Genomic DNA, 18,837 nt, shown 5'->3' with positions numbered 1-18,837 from the left:
TCGTCTCATTCTCCGGATCGTCCGTCCCCGCTCGCTGCGTCGAGGATGCCGGGCAGGGCCCGCAGCAGCGCGTCCACCTCGTCGTCACGGAGGTTCAGCGGGGGCATCAGCCGAACGACGTCCGGGGCGGGCGCGTTCACCAGGAACCCGGCCTCCTGAGCCGCCTGCTGCACCTGTGCTGCCAGCGGCTCGGTGAGCACGATACCCATGAGGAGACCCGCACCCCGGACATAATCGATCAACCGGTGGCCGAGGCCCTCGATTCCGTCCCGCAACTTCTCGCTCTGCCGCTTGACGTTCTCCAGCAACCCCTCGTTCTCGATGGTGTCGAGAACGGCGAGCCCGGCGGCGCAGGCGACCGGGTTGCCGCCGAAGGTCGTGCCGTGGTGGCCCGGCTGGAGGAGGTCGGCGGCCCGGCCGAAGGCCACGGTCGCGCCGAGCGGCAGTCCGCCGCCGAGCTGCTTGGCGAGAGTGACGACATCGGGCAGCACGCCCTCGTGGGCCTGGTACTCGAACCAGGTGCCCGTCCGGCCGATGCCGGTCTGCACCTCGTCGAGGACGAGCAGGGCGCCGGTGGCGGCGGTGATCGCACGGGCCGCCTTGAGATAGCCGGCCGGGGGTACGACCACGCCGTTCTCGCCCTGGATCGGCTCGATGACGACGAGCGCGGTCTCCTCGGTGACGGCGGCGGCCAGTGCCTGCGCGTCGCCGAAGGGCACGTGGGTGACGTCGGCGGGCAGCGGGCGGAACGGGTCCTGCTTGGCGGGCTGCCCGGTGAGCGCGAGGGCGCCCATCGTACGGCCGTGGAAGCCGCCGTCGGTGGCGACCATGTGGGTCCGCCCGGTCAGTCGGCCGATCTTGAAGGCGGCCTCGTTGGCCTCGGCGCCGGAGTTGCAGAAGAAGACCCTGCCCTCCCGGCCGAAGAGCTGGAGCAGCCGTTCGGCGAGGGTCACGGTGGGCTCGGCCATGAAGAAGTTGGAGATGTGGCCCAGGGACGCGATCTGCCGGGTCACGGCCTCGATGATCGCCGGGTGGGCGTGGCCGAGCGCGTTGGTGGCGATACCGCCGACGAAGTCGTAGTACTGCCGGTCCTCGGTGTCCCACACCTTGACGCCCTCGCCGCGTACCAGGGGCAGCCGCGGGGTGCCGTAGTTGTTCATGAGCGCGCCCTGCCACCGCGTGGTCAGCTCCTGGTTGCTCATGACCGTTCCCCCTGTCGCTCGTCGGGCACGACCATCGTGCCGATGCCTTCGTCCGTGAAGATCTCCAGCAGGATCGAGTGCTGGACCCGGCCGTCGATGACGCGGGCGGTGGTGACGCCGTTGCGTACGGCGTGCAGACAGCCCTCCATCTTCGGCACCATGCCGGAGCTCAGCTCCGGCAGCAGCTTCTCCAGTTGGGAAGCGGTGAGACGGCTGATCACCTCGTCGGAGTTCGGCCAGTCCTCGTAGAGACCCTCGACGTCGGTGAGGACCATGAGGGTCTCGGCGCCCAGCGCAGCAGCGAGTGCCGCAGCCGCCGTATCAGCATTGACGTTGTAGACATGTCCGTCGTCCTCGGAGCGGGCGATGGAGGAGACGACCGGGATCCGGCCGTCGGCGAGCAGGGCCTCGATCGCGCCCGTGTCGATCGCGGTGATCTCGCCGACCCGGCCGATGTCGACGAGTTCGCCGTCGATCTCGGGCCGGTGCCTGGTGGCGGTGATGGTGTGGGCGTCCTCGCCGGTCAGCCCGACGGCCAGCGGGCCGTGCTGGTTGAGCAGTCCGACCAGTTCGCGCTGGACCTGCCCGGCGAGCACCATCCGTACGACGTCCATGGCGTCCTCGGTGGTGACCCGGAGTCCGGCCTTGAACTCGCTGACGATGCCGTGCCGGTCGAGGGCGGCGCTGATCTGCGGGCCGCCGCCGTGCACGACGACCGGCTTGAGGCCGGCGTGGTGCAGGAACACGACGTCCTGCGCGAAGGCGGCCTTCAGCTCCTCGTCGATCATGGCGTTGCCGCCGAACTTGATGACGACGGTCCGGCCGTGGTGCCGGGTCAGCCAGGGCAGTGCCTCGATGAGGATCTGGGCCTTGGGCAGCGCGGTGTGCTTTCGCGTGGTGCTCATGACGAGTAGGCGCTGTTCTCGTGGACGTAGTCGGCGGTCAGGTCGTTGGTCCAGATGGTGGCGGTCTCGGAGCCGGCCGCGAGGTCGGCGACGATGTGCACCTCGCGGTAGCGCATGTCGACCTTGTCGCGGTCCTCGCCGACGCCGCCGTCCTTGCAGACCCAGACGCCGTTGATGGCGACGTTGAGCCGGTCGGGCTCGAAGGCGGCCTTGGTGGTGCCGATCGCGGAGAGCACGCGGCCCCAGTTGGGGTCCTCGCCGTGGATGGCGCACTTGAGGAGGTTGTTGCGGGCGATGGAGCGGCCCACCTCGACGGCGTCGTCCTCGGAAGCGGCGTTGACCACTTCCACCTTGATGTCCTTGCTGGCGCCCTCGGCGTCCCGGATCAGCTGCTGCCCGAGGTCATCACAGACGGCCCGTACGGCCTCGGCGAACTCCGCGTACTCCGGGGTGACCTCGGCGGCGCCGGAGGCGAGCAGCAGCACGGTGTCGTTGGTGGACATGCAGCCGTCGGAGTCGACGCGGTCGAAGGTCGTGCGGGTGGCGGCGCGCAGCGCCTTGTCGAGCACCTCGCTCTCGACGACCGCGTCCGTCGTCAGCACGACCAGCATGGTGGCGAGGCCGGGCGCGAGCATGCCGGCGCCCTTCGCCATGCCGCCGACGGTCCAGCCGTCCTTCGCCACGACGGACGTCTTGTGCACGGTGTCGGTGGTCTTGATGGCGATGGCGGCCTTCTCGCCACCGTGCTCGCTCAGGGCGGCGGCCGCGGTCTCGACCCCCGGCAGCAGCTTGTCCATCGGGAGGAGCACGCCGATCAGACCGGTCGAGGCCACGGCGACCTCGATGGCGCCACGGCCCAGTACCTCCGCGGCCTTCTCGGCCGTCGCGTGGGTGTCCTGGAAGCCCTTGGGGCCCGTACAGGCGTTGGCGCCGCCGGAGTTGAGGACGACGGCCGAGACCTGGCCGCTCCTGAGGACCTGCTCGGACCACAGGACCGGCGCGGCCTTCACGCGGTTGGAGGTGAAGACGCCCGCGGCGGCACGGCGCGGCCCGTTGTTGACCACGAGGGCCAGGTCCGGGTTGCCGCTCTCCTTGATCCCGGCGGCGATGCCCGCGGCCGTGAATCCCTTCGCTGCCGTCACGCTCACGGCGCAACTCCGATCGTGGTCAGCCCCGTGGTCTCGTCGAACCCCAGGGCGAGGTTCATGCTCTGGACGGCACCGCCGGCGGTGCCCTTGGTCAGGTTGTCGATGGCGCTGATCGCGATGATGCGGCCCACGGCGTCGTCGTACGCGACCTGCACCTGAACGGCGTTGGAACCGTAGACGGACGCCGTCGCGGGCCACCGGCCCTCGGGGAGGAGGTGGACGAAGGGCTCATCGGCGTAGGCCTTCTCGTAGGCGGCCCGGACGGACTCGGCCGTCACCCCGCTCTTCGCCGCGGCGCTGCAGGTGGCGAGGATGCCGCGGGGCATGGGCGCGAGGGTCGGCGTGAAGGAGACCGCGATCCGCTCCCCCGCCACCGCGCTGAGGTTCTGGATCATCTCGGGGGTGTGCCGGTGGCCGCCGCCGACGCCGTACGGCGTCATGGAGCCCATGACCTCGCTGCCCAGCAGATGCGGCTTGGGCGCCTTGCCGGCGCCGGAGGTGCCGGAGGCGGCGACGATCACCGCCTCGGGCCCGGCGATCCCGGCCGTGTAGGCCGGGTACAGGGCGAGGGACACGGCGGTGGGGTAGCAACCGGGTACCGCGATGCGCTTGGACCCCTCCAGCGCGGCGCGGGCACCCGGAAGTTCGGGGAGGCCGTAGGGCCAGGTGCCGGCGTGCGGGGAGCCGTAGAAACGCTCCCAGTCGGCCGGGTCCGTCAGGCGGAAGTCGGCGCCCATGTCGACGACGAGGACGTCCGGGCCGAGCTGCTCGGCGACGGCGGCGGACTGCCCGTGCGGGAGCGCGAGGAAGACGACGTCGTGCCCGGCGAGGGCCTCGGCGGTCGTCTCCGCCAGCACGCGGTCGGCCAGCGGCAGCAGATGCGGCTGGAGCGCGCCCAGGCGCTGCCCGGCGTTGGAGTTGCCGGTCAGGGCACCGATCTCGACCTCGGGGTGCCCGAGGAGCAGCCGCAGGACCTCTCCGCCCGCGTATCCACTCGCTCCGGCAACCGCCGCACGTACCGCCATGTCCATCCTCCTCTGGATGGCATGACTATACGGTTCTCTGCACTTTTATGCAACGGACTCCTGCGCCGCCGCGTCCCCGAGCGCACCGGCGGCATTTCCGATGATGCCCACGAGGGGGCAAGGGAGAACGTCCTCCCCGCGCCCTCCCGGCGTCGTCCCGGCGTCCTCTCCGTGTCCAGGAGCGCGAGGAGACGGACCCGCGGCGGGGAGCCGGCCGGCCGAGATCACGGGGCGGGGTGCAGTGACGGACACAACCCTGGAGGCGCTCGACGATGTGCCGTGGGAGCGGCTGGAGCCCTCAAGGTCCTGACGGCCTGGGGCCCGGCCGCGGCGCCCGCCCTGCCGGAGGTGGTGGCCCTTCTCGATGTGGGCGGCGATCGCCCTGTGGTCGATCACGGGCGAGACGGAGCCGAGCCTGTCCGTCCTGGAGAAGCACGTCCTGGCCGTCGCCGACGGCTCCTTCGGCGGCTTCCGCACCGCGCTGCGCGCCGTCGCCCGGAGCGGCACGGTCTCACCGGCCGTACGGGCCGCCCTGCCTGCGGTGCGGGAGACCTACCGGCGGCTGTCGCCGTACCGGGACTACGCCGCCTCCACCTTCGGCAGCATGACCCAGCGCGACACCACGAAGGTCACCGGAATCGCCGCCGCCGACGCCATCAGCGGAGCGAACCGGCTGCCGGCGTGCAGGACGTCGACGATCACGTACACCCCCACCGTCGTGATCACGAAATTCGTCGCGTTGGTCAGCGGGAACAGCAGGAACTTACGCCAGGTGGGCCGTATTCGGTAAGTGAACTTCGCATTGAGAAAGAACGAACCGATCATGCTCAGCAAAAACGCGAGAATATGCGCGCCGAGATACGGAAAATACTTCAGGAACAGCAGGTAGAGGCCGTAGTACGTCGCTGTGTTGATGACCCCGATCACCGCGAAGGTGATGATCTGGCCCGATATCGGGCGGGTGGGTCCGGTGGTCGACAGGGCGTTCGGCATCAGGGGATGAGGTCCTTCGTCGTGCCGCGGGTGCGGTCTTCCGTTCGGTGCACGTTCGTCGCCTTCACCAGGAAGTGCGGACGCCCCTTGACCTCGTAGTAGATCCGGCCGGTGTACTCGCCGATGACCCCGAGCATGATCATCTGTACGCCGGCCAGGGCGGTGACGGCTGTAATGATGGTGACATAGCCCGGCGTCTGGACGCCGTTGATCATCGCTCCGCCCACGATCCACGCCGTGTACACGCCGGCCAGGGCCAGCAGGGTCATGCCGAGGTAGAGCGCGGCGCGCAGCGGGCGGTTGTTGAAGGAGAGCAGCCCGTCGAAGCCGTAGTTGAGCAGGCTGCGGAACGACCAGGAGCTGGAGCCGTGTTCGCGCACCGCGTTCTCGTACTCGAAGGTGGTGCTGGGGAAGCCGACCCAGGCGAACAGGCCCTTGGAGAACCGGTTGTACTCGGTGAGGTCCACGATCGCGTGCACCACCCGGCGCGACATCAGCCGGAAGTCGCCCACGCCGTCGACGAGTTCGACGTCGACGAGCCGGTTGATGAGCCGGTAGTAGAGGCGGGCGGTGAGGGTGCGGGTGAAACGGTCGCCCTGCCGGGTGCGCTGGGCGATGACCTGGTCGTAGCCCTCGCCGCGCAGTTCGACCATGCGCTTGATGAGCGACGGCGGGTGCTGGAGGTCCGCGTCCATGACGATCACGGCGTCGCCGGTGGCGTGCTTCAGGCCGGCCAGCAGGGCGGCCTCCTTGCCGAAGTTGCGGCTGAAGGAGACGTACCGGACGCGCGAGTCGCCGTCGGCGATCTGGCTGAGGAGGGGCAGCGTCTTGTCACGGCTGCCGTCGTCGACATACACGAACTCCATGTCGTGACCGAGCGGCAGAAGCTCGTTGGCGATCTTCTGGACCTGCTCGTGGAAGCGCTCGATGACGTCTTCCTCGTTGTAACAGGGCGCGACGATCGATATCAGCATGGGTTTCTCCCCCTGGGGACGGGTCAGTGAGCGGTGGTCGTGCGCTCGCCGGAGCGGATGGCGGTTCTGCGGCGTACGGCCGAGAGGGTGCCGAGCAGGATCAGGGTCAGCAGCGAGGCGCCGCCGACGGCCGTGCCCAGGCGCAGGCCGGGCGGGTGGAACGTGCAGGTGAGGCTGGTGGCGGAGGCTCCCAGCGGGACGGCGATCAGGCCGTGGAACTCGCTCGCCGCGACCTCGTCGCCCCCGGCGGAGCAGCGCCAGCCGGCGATCCGCGGGGCGGCCACGACGGCCGTTCCCGTGCTGCCGGCGGGGAGCTGGGCGTGCAGGGTGCCGTCGGAGACGGTCACCTTGGTCGCCCCCGTGGCCTTCAACTGCTGTACGGCGCCGCGCAGTCTGGCGGTGTCGAGGCAGCCGACCGCGCCCTGCGCCGGGACGCGGCTGAGCCGGTTGGGCTTCAGGTCGATCCGTATCCGCCCCGAGGCGCGTACCGTGCCGAGCGGCTGCATCGCGGCGATCTTCGTGCCCTCGGCGTCGGACCGGTAGAGCTGCTGCTCGCCGCCGGCCAGTTGCGCCGTACCGGAGTAGTGCGGCGCCCACAGGAACGCCTCGCTGCCTGCCTGGCAGCGTGCGGTGAGCGTCTGGACTCCGTCGACCAGCAGCCCGCGCGCCTCGTCGCCCTTGCGCTCACCGCTGAGGGTGGTGCGGGGCAGGGTGTAGACGCGGGTGCCGAGCAGCAGTTCCTGGTTGCGGTACGGCGAGGGGCCGAAGGCGGCCGGGGTGGTGCGCGGCGCGGCCGGCCGCACGGTCACCAGCGGCGGGACGTCCTCGCGGGTGACGGTCGAGGGACCCCCGCCCTGGGGCAGCCACTTCTGGTGCGGGTCCGGCGGGTTGTGCACCCGGGCACCCACCGAGAAGACCGCGTCGGTGACGGGGTTGTCGAGGCTCTGCAGGCTGCGGCCACGCGAGGTCCAGCCGTCGCCCAGGGCGGTCATGGTGCGGCTGAGGACGTCGGCGGTGAGGCTGCTGTAGTACTGGGAGCCCTGGCCGCCGACCATCATCGGGTCGTTGGCGACGGTCTGGTCGCGGCCGGGTTCGGTGCGGTACTTCGGCCAGGCGTCGGCCTGGGCGACGGCGTCCGACTCCCGCTGCTGACGGTCGCCCCAGGGCGCGTAGTCGTCCATCTGGGTGAGGCGCATGTGGGTGGCCACGGCGGAGGTGGCGGCGGCCTCGCCGAACTGGGCGCCGACCAGCAGTACGGCGGCGAGTCCGGCGAGGAGCGGCCGGCCGTTCCTGAAGCTCAGGAGGGCGAGTCCGCCGAGGGTGCCCACGGCGGCGAGCAGCACCACCGGCCAGGTGTGGTGGGAGTGCTGCTGGGTGAGGGTGCTGCGGCCGGCGACGGCGGCGACCAGGGCCAGGAGCACGGCCGCCGGGCCCAGGGCACGCCAGTCCGGCAGGCCGTAGGCAAGAGCATGCCAAGCCGCGATGACCAGCAGGGCGCAGAGCACGAAGGCCTGGCGGTAGGAGCTGCCGTTCGGAGCGGCGAAGGCGTGCCAGGCCAGGCTGGTCGGCGCCCACTGCAGCGACAGCGCCACCGCGAGCACCAGCACCGTCCAGCCCGCCCGCACCCGGACCGGGACCTTGCGGTGGAAGGGCAGGGCCAGGGCGAGCACCAGCGCGGTGATGCCCACGTAGAGGGCCGGGGAGCTGTAGCTGTAGGTGGTCGGCAGCAGCCGGGCGAACAGGTCGTCGGCCCCGACCGGGGCGAAGTGGCCCTCGCGGCCCGGGTAGGCGTGCTTGGTGCCGGAGTAGACGACGATCACCAGCGGCGCGGCGAGGCCGACCCCGAGCCCGACGACGACCGCGGCCCGGCCGACCACCGCCGGCGCCCGTCGCCACGGCAGCTCGGCGAGGACCAGCCGGAGCAGCAGCACCAGGGCGGCACCGAGGGTGGCCATGTAGGCGGTGTAGAAGTTGGCGATCCAGGCGAGCGCCACGATCAGCACGCTGGGCAGCGGGCGCCGGCCGGCCATGGCCCACTCACCGACCAGGCAGAACAGCGGCAGCGCGATCAGGCCGTCGAGCCACATCGGGTTGAACGAGGCGAGCGCGAGGCTCCAGCCGCACAGGGCGTAGGAGGCGCCCAGGATCCCGGCCGCCCACCAGCGGCCGCGGCGCAGGCTGAGCAGCAGCCAGGCCATGGCGGCACCGGCGACCGCCGTCTTCAGGACGGTGATCACGTACACCGCGAGGTCGATCTCGTCGCGCGGGAACACCCCGACCAGCAGGGCGAACGGGCTGCTGACATAGGTGCCGATGTCCGGCAGGAAGCTGGAGCCGTAGCCGGACTGCCAGTTGAAGACCATCCCTCCGTCGGCCCTGCCGTGCAGCAGGTCCCACAGGTGCGCGTGGAAGGGCACGTACTGGTTGCCCAGGTCGTTGACGCTGCGGGTGCGGGAGCCGAAGGGGTAGCTGCGCGCCACGACGTCGGCCGCGCAGAGGGCGACGGCGGTGAGGAGCGCCGCGAGCAGGGCGGCCGCCCAGCGCGGATCGGCGTCGAGCCGTCGCGCGGGTTCGGTCTCCCGCTCTTCGCCCCCCGCCGGTTTCACCCCCTGTTCGCGCCCGGTCAGGGTCGTGCGATTCATTCTGTGCGGCCCCCAGAGAAAAACGGGGGCTGTTACTCCCCGCTGGTCGGTGTTTCGCCGACTTAGACGGGTAGTTGTTGCTGATGGTTGTGCCTCACCTATGAAGTAATAAGTCGAATTCCGAATCCGCGTGCGACCCGGGAAAGAATTCGCGACTTCAAAGGGAACTGAGGATTTCAGAAAGGTGTTCTTCTGGTTAACGCGCCTGTGAGAGGTCCGTGCGGGCGCGGCGGAGGGCCGCATCGCGCACCGCCTCCGAGGAGGCCGCGCGATGGACGCGTTCGACGGATTGGCCCCAGTACGTCCCGGAGACGATCAGCGCCGCTCCCAGCATCCCGAGCGCGGTGAGGCGTTCGCCGCCGAGGCCGACGCCGACCAGGAGGGCCCACACCGGTTCGGTGCCCAGCAGCAGACTGGCCCGGGTCGCGGAGGTGCGCTGGACCGCCCAGGTCTGGGCGAGGAACGCGAGCAGGCCGCAGCACAGGGCGAGGTAGACCAGTTCGGCCCAGGTGGCGGCGCCGGTCCGGGCAAGCACCGGCAGGCCGGGCGCGGCGGGCACGAGGAAGAGCACCGCGCCGACGACGGTCTGCACGGCCGTGACCTGGAACGGGCGCACGGCCCGGCCCGCGGTCACCCGCCCGACCAGCACCACATGACCGGCCCGGACCACCGCGGCCCCGAGCATCAGCAGATCCCCGGCGCCGGGGGCGCGCAGCCCGTTGCCGGACACCAGCAGCCCGACGCCGACGACACACACGCCGACGGCGAGGAAGAACCTCCCCGGCAGCCGCCCGCGGTCCAGGACCGGGGTGAGGACGAGGGTCAGGCTGATGATCAGGCCCGCGTTCCCGGCGCTGGTGTGGGCGACACCGTAGGTCTCCAGGACGAGGACGGCGGCCTGGGTGAGGCCGAGGAGCGAGCCGTACCGCTTCTCCTCCCGGGTGAGGGAGCCGAAGCCGCGCAGTGCGACGAGGCAGACGAGGGCGCCGATGGCGTAGCGCAGGAAGAGGACGATCAGCACGGGGAGGGCGTCCGTGGCCGTCTTCGCCGTCAGGTAACTGGAGCCCCAGACGACGGCGAGAGCCAGGAGCACCCCATCGGTACGACGGGTGTGCGGCATGCCGTTCACGATCCCTGGCCAGCACTTTGAAGTAAACGACGACCTGCTCAACCAACCCTGTAGCGAAGCTACACTGACGGCATGGACGAACGGCAGCTGCGCGTCCTGCGGGAGCTGGGCGAACTGGGCAGCGTCACGGCGGCCGCTCAGGCGCTGCGGGTGACGCCCTCGGCGATCTCACAGCAGTTGCGCCTGCTCCAGCGGTCCCTCCCGGTACCGCTCACCGAGCGCGCCGGGCGCCGGCTGGTGCTCACGGCGGCCGGGCAGGCCCTGGCCGACGCGGCGATCGGGGTGGAGACGGCCCTGGCCCGGGCCCGCCACACCGTCGAGGAGTACGTCGACGAGCCCGAGGGCACGGTGTCGGTGGCGGCGTTCCACAGCGGGGCCGCCGCGTTCTATCCGCTGCTGCTACGACAGGTGCGCGGCCCGGGCTCCCCGAGGATCACCCTGCACGACGAGGACGTGGCCCAGGCCGACTTCCCGCCCCTGACCCGCAGCTACGACCTGGTCCTCGCCCACCGTCTCGACCACGCCCCGCCCTGGCCGCGGACCGCCACGGCCACCCCGCTGCTGCGCGAGCCCCTCGACATCGCCCTGCCGGTCGGCCATCCGCTGGCCGCGCGGACCGCACTGACCGCGCGGGACGTGTCCGGCGAGCCCTGGATCACCGTGCACGACGGCTTTCCGCTGCTCTCGACCGTCGAGGCCATCGCCGCCGCGGCCGGGCACCGGCTCGACATCGTCCATCGCGTCAACGAGATCTCGGTCGTCGCCGAGCTGGTCGCCGCGGGCGGCGGGATCGCCCTGATGCCCCGCTGGACGTCCCGCCCGCACCCGGACGTCACCCTCAGGCCCCTCGACGGCATCGAGGCCCACCGCCACATCGACGCCCTCCACCGCCCCGAGCGCACGGCCCGCAGGGCGGTACGGACCGTGCTCGGCGAACTGCGGGCCGCGGCGGAGACCATCCGCGCCAGGGGCTGATCGCGAAGCGGGCTTGACCTGGAGCACGCTCCAACTCCTAGCGTTCTCCCCATGGACGCACGAGCTGACACGAGCGAGAGCACCACCCGTGACGAGCGTTTCGCCCGCGGTCTCGAGGTCATGAGCCAGGTCGACGGCGGGCTCCGGGAGCGGGTCCTGGAGTCGCTGGCCGACATCAGCCCCGAACTGGGCCACCAGGTCGTCGCCTGGGGCTTCGGGGAGATCTACTCCCGGCCCGAACTGGTGCCCCGTGACCGGCAGTTGGTGACCCTGGGCATGCTCACCGCGCTGGGCGGCTGCGAGCCCCAGCTGGAGGTGCACATCAACTTCTCCCTGAACGCGGGACTCACGCCCCAGGAGATCGTCGAGGCGCTGCTGCACTCCGCCGGGTACTGCGGTTTCCCCAAGGCGCTCAACGCCACCCTGGTCGCCAAGAAGGTCTTCGCAGAGCGTGGGCTGCTGCCGGTCGGGCAGCAGCCCACGCAGGGGGCTACTTCTGCCTGATCCGCAGGAAGGTGACGGAGTTCGCCGGGAAGGTGTACGTGAACCGGTCGGCGACTCCGGTGAAGGTGGACGTGACCGGGGCGACCGCGGTGGCCGTCTCGGTGTTCACCGCGTCCGGCGCCGCCGCGAGCGTGGTCGCCTTCGCCTTCCTCGACACCTCGGCGCCCCCGAGGTCGATGGCCGTACGGGCCGCCGAGGACTGGGCGTTGACGACCTTGACGATCAGGTCGCCGGTCTTCCTGTCCCGGGTGACGACCTGCCGGAACGGCTCGGCCGGCCTGTCGTCGGTGAAGCTGCCCCACTCCTGCCCGTCGAGGGTGAGCGTGACCTGCCTCCCCCGCACCTTGATGTCGACGTCGTAGGTCCGGCCGGTCTCCACCGCCCCCGCCTTGGCGACCAGCGTCGACTTGCCGCCGTCCACGGCCTGCTCGACCGCGGTCTGGGTGTTGTTCCAGCCGCCGATGTTCCACCAGTAGTAGTTGCCGGTGTCCTTGACGCCGAAGGCGACGAGGAAGCCCTCCTTGCCGGACTTCTTGGTGGCCTTCACGTGCAGGTCGTAGTCGTGCCAGGACGGGTCGCCGGCGGAGACCATGGTGTTCTCGGCGGTGTCCGAGGTCTCGACGTACTGCCCGTCCTGGACGGTCCAGCTGCCGGTGCCGGTGTGGGTCCACCGGGAGGCGTCACCGGAGAAGTCGTCGCTGAGCAGCGTGGTCCCGCCGGCGTCGGTCACCTTGACGTCGTCGTAGGCGGCGCTGGTGTTCCAGGTCGACAGGCCGACGGCTCCGCTGATCGGGGCGAGCAGGGAGGGGGTGCCGGTGGCCGTGGAGGGGACGACCCGGTCGCCGACGTTGTTCATGAAGAGCTTCTGGACCTCGTAGTCGGCCGAGCCCCAGGAGGCGTGGTTGTTGAACCACACCATGTCCGGGCGCCACTGGACGTAGTCCTCGTTGGCGAACAGCGGCGCGTAGGAGGCGAGCTTGACGACGTCCGCGTTGCGTTCGAGGCCGGTCATGTAGGCGGCTTCGGCGAGGCCGTTCTCGAAGGTGTTGCCGCCGGAGGCGTACTCGCCGAGGAAGACCTTGGGCCCGCTCCTGTCGTAGGAGTCGTAGCGGTCGTTGTTCTGCAGGAACCACTGCGGGCTGTTGTAGTAGTGCTCGTCGACCATGTCGACCTTGGCGTCCCTGTTGAGCTGCCAGGCCGTGTCGAAGGTCGTGCCGGAGTCGTCCGGGCCGGCGTTGGAGATGACCTGCATGTACGGGTACGCGGCCTGGATGGCGGCCCGGAACCGCGTGAAGCGGGCGAAGAACTCGGTGGGGAGGTTCTCCTCGTTGCCGACCTCGATGTGGGTGAGGTGGAAGGGCTTGGGGTGGCCCATCTCGGCCCGTTTCCGGCCCCACTCGCTGGTCACCGGCCCGTTGGCGAACTCGATGAGGTCGAGGGTGTCCTGGATGTGCCGCCTGAGCAGCGCGTCGTCGTCGACGGCCCTGTTCTGGCCGCAGCCGGTGACCAGGGCGGGGACGACGGGCAGCGGCATGGCGCCGATGTCCTCGGCGAACCGGAAGTACTCGTAGTAGCCGAGGCCGTACGACTGGTTGTAGCCCCAGAAGTTGGCGTTGGTGGCCCGGGTCTCGACCGGGCCGATCGTGTCCTTCCACTGGTACGACCGCTTGCGCTGGTAGCCGGAGGCCGCGCTGTAGTCCTGCATCGAGCCGGTGTTGACCAGGCAGCCGCCGGGGAAGCGGACGAAGCCCGGGTGCAGGGCGGCGATCTTCTCGGCGAGGTCCTTGCGCAGGCCGTTGGGCTCGTGCTTGTAGGTGTCGCGCGGGAAGAGGGAGACCATGTCGAGCGCGGCCGCGTCCGGGGCGGCCACGGTGAGGCGGCCGGTGGAGCTGGTGCGGGTGGCGGTGAAGGTCGCCTTGTACCGGGCCCAGCCGTTCTCCCTGACGGCCACCCGGCGGGCGGTGGCGAGTGTGCCGCCGGCGTCCGCGAGGCTGACGGTGAGGGTCGTACGGCCCTTGGCGCGGGCCCAGACCGAGAAGTCGTACTTCTTGCCGTCCTCGACCCGGATCCCGGTGTTGTAGCCGGAGTTGGTGACGGCCGAACCGGCGGACAGGGCGAGGTAGTCGCGGTTGCGGTCGTCGAGGCGGCCGGAGTCGTCGACGACCTGGGCGGTGCCGGTGACCGTCCAGGCGGTGAGCGGGGTGTACGACTTGTTGTCGTCGGTCGTGTACTCGAAGGACCGGTTCTGGACCAGTTCCGCGTAGAGGCCGCCGTCGGCGGCGCGGTTGATGTCCTCGAAGAAGACGCCGTACATCGTCTTGTCGATCTCGGCGCCCCGGGCCGTCGGGTCGACGGTGATCGCGTAGTCGGTGACGTCCTCGGCGTGGGCGGGGGCGGGGACCAGGCCTGCGGCGAGCAGGAAAGCGCTTGCTCCAAGGCCGAGTCTCAGCCGGGTGCGGGTGGTGCGTGACATGGATACTCCGCGGCTCGTGAAGGAGTTGGCCTGGATCGACCAGGCGCTACCGGGTACGAACAGGTTCACTCGGGTTCGAAATATCGGACAGCTGTCAGCACTTCGAACGGAAAGATAGGTACGCGACATGGCCGCGTCAATGGGGCGGACGTCGGCCGGCTCCGGGCCGGGTGACACCGCGGGCGTAAGGTCGGGGCATGCAGACGCTGCTGCCGTACCTGATCGTGGTCGCCGGACTGGCCGCCGTCCTCACGGCTTTCAGCTGGCTCGCGCGGTACATCCGGCGGCGGGGCACGGCGGGCGGGCTGGGCGGGGCGCTGGCCGCGTACGAGGAGGCGTTCCGGGCGACCGGCCACGCCTCGCACTACGAGATCCGGCAGCAGGCCGAGCGCAAGGCGCCGACCGGCTCCCCCCGCCCGAAGAAGCCATGACCGAAGGCACGACCGAAGCCATGACCGAAGGCATGACCGAAGGCATGACCGTGGATGATTTCTGGCCGGTGGCGGATGTGCTCGCGCATCTGCTCGGGCGGTGGCGTGTCGAGCGGAGCGTGCGGGATCTGGCGAGCGGGGACGAAGGGTGGTTCGAGGGCGCCACGGTGTTCCGGGCGCTGGACGGGGGCGGGCTGCTGCACGCGGAGTCGGGGACGTTCACCTGGCAGGGGGTGGCGCGGCCGGCCGAGCGGACCCTGCGGTTCCTGCCGGGGCCGCGGCCCGGGACGGCGGACGTGCGGTTCGCCGACGGGCGGCCCTTCCACGACCTGGACCTGACCTCGGGGCGGTATGTCGCCGACCACCCGTGCGTGGCCGACCTCTACCGGGGCGAGTTCACCGTCCGGGACGCCGACCACTGGCGCACGGTGTGGCGGGTCGGCGGCCCGGCGAAGGACCTGGTCCTGACCACCGACTACGTGCGCGAGGCCTGAGACCGGACCGGCGTACCGGGCCTCCGCCCACCATCGCGTGGGCACGGCGGCCACGAGGGCGCGGCGCACGGCCGACCGCGTGGTGCGCACTTCCGGCGGAGCGCTCAGGTGCGTGAGGCCTGGGCCGGCGACACGTCGAACCGCAGGTTCCAGCGGCCTCCGCGGCCCGTCACCGTGGTCGTCGACAGCGGGCGCACGTCGATGTTCCAGTAGGTCGACGGCGGCGCCTTGAGGGCGTAGACGAGCGCGGCGCGGATCACCGAGGGCTCGGCGACGGCGACGATCCGGCCGCCGTCGTCCACCGGGCGGGTGTCGAGCCAGCCGCCGACCCGGGAGATGAACGACAGCAGCGACTCGCCGCCGTGCGGGGTGGCGCGCGGGTCGGACAGCCAGGCGTCCACCTGGTCCGGCTCCCTGGCCATCGCCTCCCCCAGCGTCAGCCCGCGCCAGCGGCCCATGTCGCAGTCGCGCAGGGCGAGCTGGACCAGCGGGGCGTACCCCAGACCCTCGCCGGTCGCGCGGCTGCGCGGAGTCGGCGAACAGTAGCGCAGCTCGGCCGCCGCGAGCGGTAGCAGGTCGGCGGCGACGCGCTGCACCTCGTCCCAGCCCGCCTGATCCAGGGGGCGGGCGTCCTCGAAGCGCTCCGCGAGCAGCGGTGAGCTGCGCGCGGCCGCGACGAACGTGACCCGAAGTGACATGCGGTGATGGTGTGACGCTCAAGTGGGCAGGTCAAGGGCTCTTGATAGGTGAATTGCGCGAGGTGGGGGAAACGTTACCCAATGGTCAGGAGGTGTCCGACAAGTCAACCGTAATGTCACTTCGGTGCCTCGTAGTAGAGCGCCATCCACCGGTCCGGGTGTTCGAGCGGGGCAAATCCGAGCTTCTCGTAGACCCCGTGGGCGTCGTGCGTGGCGAGCAGCACCCGCCGGATTCCGTACGGCCGCAGGTGCTCGCGGATCGCCCCGACCATCGCCGTGCCGACGCCCTTGCCGCGTACCGACGGGTCGACATACACGTCGGCGAGCCAGGCGAACAGCGCCTGGTCGGTCACCACGCGCGCGTACGCCACCTGCTCCCCGGTGACGGTGTCGTACACCCCGAAGTTGAGGGAGCCCGTCATCGCCCGCCGCTGCTGGTCCAGCGGGCGGCCGGTCGCCCAGTAGGCGTCGGTGGACAGCCAGCGGTGGACGCGTTCGACGTCCACCCGGTCGGTGTCGGCGGAGAACTCGTAGCCCTCGGGGAGGCTGGGTGCGTCGCTCATGGGGGGATCCTCGCCGGTCGGCGGCGGCGTCGTCGATCGGATTTCAGAACCTGGATCCCGGGGTCGGGCTCTCAGGGTGCGGGGCGCAGGACCTCGTCGCAGGCCGTCCGCAGCCGTCGTACGCCCTCCACGAGCTCCCCAGTGCCGGCGACCGCCGCGAAGCTCAGGCGGACGTGGGCGGCCGGGGGTTCGGCGCTGAAGTAGGGGCGGCCGGGGGTGACGGCGACGCCCGCGCGCAGGGCGGCGGCGGTCAGGGTCCCGTCGTCGACGCCCTCGGGGAGGCGGAGCCAGAGGTGGTAGCCGCCGGAGGCGATGTGCGGGAGGGCGAGTTCGGGGAGGTGGAGGGCGAGGGCGCCGGTGAGGGCGTCCCGGCGGGTCTTCAACGCGGCCGACAGGGCACGCAGATGGCGGGGCCAGGCCGGGGAACCGACGAGTTCGAGGGCGGCCTCCTGGAGGGGGCGGGGAACGAAGAAGGTGTCGACGATCTGGATGGCGCGCAGGCGTTCGAGGACCGGGCCGCGGGCGGCGAGTGCGGCCACCCGGAAGCTCGGCGAGGTGGCCTTGGTCAGCGAGCCGACGTGGACCACGACTCCGTCGGGGTCGTCGGCGGCGAGCGGGCGGGGCAGCGGGCCCGCGTCGGCGTGGACCAGCCGTCGTACGTAGTCGTCCTCGATCACGAACGCGCCGGCCTCGCGGGCGATGCGCACCACCTCGGCGCGGCGGTCGGGGGCGAGGACGGCGCCGGTCGGGTTCTGGAAGAGTGGCTGGCAGACGAAGACCCGGGCGCCGGTGGCGCGGAACGCGTCGGCGAGGAGGGCGGGCCGCACCCCGTCGGGGTCGACCGGGACCGGGACCGGCCGCAGTCCGGCGGCGCGGGCGATGGCGAGCATGCCGGGGTAGGTGGGGGACTCGACGAGGACCGGGGCGCCGGGCGGGGCGAGCGCGCGCAGGGCGGTGGCGAGGGCGGACTGGCCGCCGTTCGCGATCAGCACCTCGGCGGCGGTGACCGCGCCGCCGATGTCCCGCGCGAACCATTCGCGCAGTTCCGGCAGCCCGTCGAGGGGCGGCCGCCCCCAGGCGCCGGGCCGCCGGCCGGCCCGCGCCAGGGCCGCCGCCATCGCGCGTTCGGGTTCCAGGGAGGCGTGGAGGTAGCCGCCGCTGAGTTCCAGCACACCGGGCGGCGGGGCGGCCAGGCAGACGGTGACCCCGGACGCGTCGACGGTGCGCGGGACCACGTCGAGGGCGCCGTCGGCGCTGAGCGCCACCTCCTGCCAGGAGGTGTCCCCGGTGGGTTCGGCCGTGAGGCGCGGCCTGGCCTTGAAGGCGCCGGCGCCGGGCCGGGTGACGACCAGCCCCTCCGCGACCAGCTGGGCCAGCGCCCGTGAGACGGTCACCGGGCTCACCCGGAACCGCTCGATGAGCGCCCGGCTGGACGGGAGCTTTCCCCCTGGCGAGTAGCGGTCGAGATCTCGCCGTAGCTGTTCTGCCAGTTCGCGTACGCTGCTACGCTCTTGCATGAGAGCACAGAGTAGCGCTACCGAGCCGAGTTCGATAGCGGTCGGCACTTCCCCGGCCGCCCCCGCCTCCCACCGGGCCGGCACTCTCCAGGCCGCCCTCGGTGTCGTCGCCTTCTCCCTCACCTTCCCGGCCACCGCCTGGGGCCTGGAGGGCTTCGGGGCCCTGGGCGCTGGTCGCGGTGCGCAGCGTCCTCGCGGCGGCCCTGGCGGGCGGCTGCCTGCTGTTCCTCCGGGTACGGTTGCCCGAGCGCCGGCACTGGGCGGGACTGGCGGTCGTCGCGGCCGGCGTGGTGCTCGGCTTCCCGATGCTGACCACACTCGCCCTGGAGACCTCCACCACCGCGCACGCGGCCGTCGTGGTGGGCCTGCTCCCGCTGACCACCGCCCTCTTCTCGGCCCTGCGCATGGGGGTGCGCCCCTCCCGCACCTTCTGGGCGGCGGCCCTCGCCGGCGCGGCGGCCGTGCTGGCGTTCACCGTCGCCCAGAGCGGCGGGGCGCTCACGACCGCCGACGGTTATCTCTTCGCGGCCCTTGTGGTGTGCGCGGCCGGGTACACCGAGGGCGGCCGGCTGGCCCGGATCATGCCGGGCTGGCAGGTCATCGGCTGGGCGCTGGTGTGCTGTCTGCCGCTGACCGTGCCGGCCGCGGTGGTCGCGCTGTCGTACGAGCCGGTTGTCTGGAACGTGCACGGGGTGGCCGGCGTGCTGTGGGTGGCGGTGGGCTCGCAGTTCCTCGGTCTGGTGGTCTGGTACCGGGGCATGGCGGCCGTCGGCATTCCGAAGGCCAGCCAGTTGCAGTTGGCCCAGCCGCTGCTCACACTGGTGTGGTCGGTGCTGCTGCTGGGCGAGCACCTCACCGCGGCCGCTCCACTCACGGCCGCCGCCGTGCTCGTGTGCATCGCCGTCACCCAACGATCGCGATCGTGAGGAGGCCCTGGAGATGCGTGCATCCGAGGGCGACCAGCTTGTCCAGCACGGCAGGGTGGTCGGACAGCACGACCATGTCTCGGAAATCGTCCAGGTACTGGGCCCCGAGGGCACCCCGCCCTACCGGGTCCGCTTCGAGGACGGCCACGAGGCCATCATGTCCCCCGGTCCCGACTGCCAGGTCAGGCACCGGGAGACCCATCAGCAAATGTAGGCCGCGGCAACGGGGTCGCCGGCC

General features: G+C 71.4%; 17 protein-coding genes and 1 pseudogene. 6 read left to right on the top strand and 12 right to left on the bottom strand.

Annotated features, from left to right (window positions below):
• Positions 1–5: 5 nt before the first annotated feature.
• From ACGFZQ_RS21600 to ACGFZQ_RS21565, 8 genes are all read right to left on the bottom strand, one after another.
• Complete coding sequence (locus tag ACGFZQ_RS21600) at positions 6–1,202, bottom strand: acetylornithine transaminase (protein ID WP_393841668.1); 1,197 nt, start codon at positions 1,200–1,202, stop codon at positions 6–8.
• On the bottom strand, positions 1,199–2,107 hold the full coding sequence (gene argB / locus ACGFZQ_RS21595; RefSeq protein ID WP_351735810.1) for an acetylglutamate kinase: 909 nt from the start codon (positions 2,105–2,107) through the stop codon (positions 1,199–1,201). The genes ACGFZQ_RS21600 and argB overlap by 4 nt, the downstream gene beginning before the upstream one ends.
• A complete protein-coding gene (argJ, locus tag ACGFZQ_RS21590) occupies positions 2,104–3,255 on the bottom strand; it encodes a bifunctional glutamate N-acetyltransferase/amino-acid acetyltransferase ArgJ (protein ID WP_382536642.1) in 1,152 nt (383 codons plus the stop codon). The genes argB and argJ overlap by 4 nt, the downstream gene beginning before the upstream one ends.
• A complete protein-coding gene (gene argC, locus ACGFZQ_RS21585; RefSeq protein WP_393841667.1) occupies positions 3,252–4,280 on the bottom strand; it encodes an N-acetyl-gamma-glutamyl-phosphate reductase in 1,029 nt (342 codons plus the stop codon). Before argC ends, argJ begins: the two co-directional genes overlap by 4 nt.
• A gap of 579 nt (positions 4,281–4,859) precedes the next feature.
• On the bottom strand, positions 4,860–5,273 hold the full coding sequence (locus tag ACGFZQ_RS21580; protein WP_393841666.1) for a GtrA family protein: 414 nt from the start codon (positions 5,271–5,273) through the stop codon (positions 4,860–4,862).
• On the bottom strand, positions 5,273–6,247 hold the full coding sequence (locus tag ACGFZQ_RS21575) for a glycosyltransferase family 2 protein (protein WP_393841665.1): 975 nt from the start codon (positions 6,245–6,247) through the stop codon (positions 5,273–5,275). Before ACGFZQ_RS21575 ends, ACGFZQ_RS21580 begins: the two co-directional genes overlap by 1 nt.
• A 23-nt stretch (positions 6,248–6,270) precedes the next feature.
• Positions 6,271–8,889: a YfhO family protein gene (locus ACGFZQ_RS21570; protein WP_393841664.1), complete on the bottom strand. Its 2,619-nt coding sequence runs from the start codon at positions 8,887–8,889 to the stop codon at positions 6,271–6,273.
• Between the two features lie 196 nt (positions 8,890–9,085).
• Entirely contained in the window at positions 9,086–10,009 is a 924-nt protein-coding gene (locus ACGFZQ_RS21565) for a DMT family transporter (RefSeq protein WP_393841663.1), read from the bottom strand.
• An 81-nt stretch (positions 10,010–10,090) separates the two neighbouring features.
• On the opposite strand from ACGFZQ_RS21565, the gene ACGFZQ_RS21560 reads away from it, so the two are divergent.
• Together ACGFZQ_RS21560 and ACGFZQ_RS21555 are read left to right on the top strand one after the other, a co-directional pair.
• Positions 10,091–10,993, top strand: a complete 903-nt coding sequence (locus ACGFZQ_RS21560; protein ID WP_393841662.1) for a LysR family transcriptional regulator — start codon at positions 10,091–10,093, stop codon at positions 10,991–10,993.
• 51 nt (positions 10,994–11,044) lie between these two features.
• Positions 11,045–11,497 carry a carboxymuconolactone decarboxylase family protein gene (locus ACGFZQ_RS21555; RefSeq protein ID WP_393841661.1) on the top strand — a complete coding sequence of 151 codons (453 nt, stop codon included), beginning with the start codon at positions 11,045–11,047 and terminating at the stop codon, positions 11,495–11,497.
• Here the strand turns inward: ACGFZQ_RS21555 and ACGFZQ_RS21550 are convergent.
• Positions 11,484–13,970: an alpha-L-arabinofuranosidase C-terminal domain-containing protein gene (locus ACGFZQ_RS21550; protein ID WP_393841660.1), complete on the bottom strand. Its 2,487-nt coding sequence runs from the start codon at positions 13,968–13,970 to the stop codon at positions 11,484–11,486. The two genes, ACGFZQ_RS21555 and ACGFZQ_RS21550, sit on opposite strands and share 14 nt — an antisense overlap.
• A 197-nt stretch (positions 13,971–14,167) precedes the next feature.
• Here ACGFZQ_RS21550 and ACGFZQ_RS21545 point away from each other — a divergent pair, with 197 nt between their 5' ends.
• Both ACGFZQ_RS21545 and ACGFZQ_RS21540 read left to right on the top strand, forming a co-directional pair.
• Entirely contained in the window at positions 14,168–14,401 is a 234-nt protein-coding gene (locus ACGFZQ_RS21545; protein ID WP_393841659.1) for a hypothetical protein, read from the top strand.
• Positions 14,402–14,451: 50 nt separating this feature from the next.
• A complete protein-coding gene (locus tag ACGFZQ_RS21540; RefSeq protein WP_393841814.1) occupies positions 14,452–14,895 on the top strand; it encodes a DUF6314 family protein in 444 nt (147 codons plus the stop codon).
• Between the two features lie 104 nt (positions 14,896–14,999).
• Here the strand turns inward: ACGFZQ_RS21540 and ACGFZQ_RS21535 are convergent, their stop codons facing one another.
• From ACGFZQ_RS21535 to ACGFZQ_RS21525, 3 genes are all read right to left on the bottom strand, one after another.
• Positions 15,000–15,593 (bottom strand): histidine phosphatase family protein, encoded by a 594-nt coding sequence (locus ACGFZQ_RS21535; RefSeq protein ID WP_351700479.1) that lies wholly within the window; start codon positions 15,591–15,593, stop codon positions 15,000–15,002.
• A gap of 116 nt (positions 15,594–15,709) precedes the next feature.
• Positions 15,710–16,156, bottom strand: coding sequence for a GNAT family N-acetyltransferase (locus ACGFZQ_RS21530; RefSeq protein ID WP_351735832.1), 447 nt, complete (start codon positions 16,154–16,156; stop codon positions 15,710–15,712).
• Positions 16,157–16,227: 71 nt separating this feature from the next.
• A complete protein-coding gene (locus ACGFZQ_RS21525) occupies positions 16,228–17,673 on the bottom strand; it encodes a PLP-dependent aminotransferase family protein (RefSeq protein WP_393841658.1) in 1,446 nt (481 codons plus the stop codon).
• On the opposite strand from ACGFZQ_RS21525, the pseudogene ACGFZQ_RS21520 reads away from it, so the two are divergent.
• Both ACGFZQ_RS21520 and ACGFZQ_RS21515 read left to right on the top strand, forming a co-directional pair.
• A pseudogene (locus ACGFZQ_RS21520) lies at positions 17,672–18,599 on the top strand (DMT family transporter). The gene ACGFZQ_RS21525 and the pseudogene ACGFZQ_RS21520 sit on opposite strands and share 2 nt — an antisense overlap.
• A 13-nt stretch (positions 18,600–18,612) precedes the next feature.
• Positions 18,613–18,813, top strand: a complete 201-nt coding sequence (locus tag ACGFZQ_RS21515; RefSeq protein ID WP_393841657.1) for a DUF1918 domain-containing protein — start codon at positions 18,613–18,615, stop codon at positions 18,811–18,813.
• Positions 18,814–18,837 lie beyond the last annotated feature (24 nt).

Origin of the sequence: Streptomyces sp. NPDC048254, from assembly GCF_043201895.1 — a bacterium.
GTDB lineage: Bacteria > Actinomycetota > Actinomycetes > Streptomycetales > Streptomycetaceae > Streptomyces.
This window is presented reverse-complemented; position numbering and strand designations above follow the sequence as displayed.

What these genes read in the sequence shown, in the direction of transcription:
- ACGFZQ_RS21600 (WP_393841668.1), bottom strand. Translation starts at nt 1,202, where the DNA reads ATGAGCAACCAGGAGCTGACCACGCGGTGGCAGGGCGCGCTCATGAAC.
- argB (WP_351735810.1), bottom strand. Translation starts at nt 2,107, where the DNA reads ATGAGCACCACGCGAAAGCACACCGCGCTGCCCAAGGCCCAGATCCTC.
- argC (WP_393841667.1), bottom strand. Translation starts at nt 4,280, where the DNA reads ATGGCGGTACGTGCGGCGGTTGCCGGAGCGAGTGGATACGCGGGCGGA.
- ACGFZQ_RS21580 (WP_393841666.1), bottom strand. Translation starts at nt 5,273, where the DNA reads ATGCCGAACGCCCTGTCGACCACCGGACCCACCCGCCCGATATCGGGC.
- ACGFZQ_RS21575 (WP_393841665.1), bottom strand. Translation starts at nt 6,247, where the DNA reads ATGCTGATATCGATCGTCGCGCCCTGTTACAACGAGGAAGACGTCATC.
- ACGFZQ_RS21570 (WP_393841664.1), bottom strand. Translation starts at nt 8,889, where the DNA reads ATGAATCGCACGACCCTGACCGGGCGCGAACAGGGGGTGAAACCGGCG.
- ACGFZQ_RS21565 (WP_393841663.1), bottom strand. Translation starts at nt 10,009, where the DNA reads ATGCCGCACACCCGTCGTACCGATGGGGTGCTCCTGGCTCTCGCCGTC.
- ACGFZQ_RS21560 (WP_393841662.1), top strand. Translation starts at nt 10,091, where the DNA reads ATGGACGAACGGCAGCTGCGCGTCCTGCGGGAGCTGGGCGAACTGGGC.
- ACGFZQ_RS21555 (WP_393841661.1), top strand. Translation starts at nt 11,045, where the DNA reads ATGGACGCACGAGCTGACACGAGCGAGAGCACCACCCGTGACGAGCGT.
- ACGFZQ_RS21550 (WP_393841660.1), bottom strand. Translation starts at nt 13,970, where the DNA reads ATGTCACGCACCACCCGCACCCGGCTGAGACTCGGCCTTGGAGCAAGC.
- ACGFZQ_RS21545 (WP_393841659.1), top strand. Translation starts at nt 14,168, where the DNA reads ATGCAGACGCTGCTGCCGTACCTGATCGTGGTCGCCGGACTGGCCGCC.
- ACGFZQ_RS21535 (WP_351700479.1), bottom strand. Translation starts at nt 15,593, where the DNA reads ATGTCACTTCGGGTCACGTTCGTCGCGGCCGCGCGCAGCTCACCGCTG.
- ACGFZQ_RS21530 (WP_351735832.1), bottom strand. Translation starts at nt 16,156, where the DNA reads ATGAGCGACGCACCCAGCCTCCCCGAGGGCTACGAGTTCTCCGCCGAC.
- ACGFZQ_RS21525 (WP_393841658.1), bottom strand. Translation starts at nt 17,673, where the DNA reads ATGCAAGAGCGTAGCAGCGTACGCGAACTGGCAGAACAGCTACGGCGA.
- ACGFZQ_RS21515 (WP_393841657.1), top strand. Translation starts at nt 18,613, where the DNA reads ATGCGTGCATCCGAGGGCGACCAGCTTGTCCAGCACGGCAGGGTGGTC.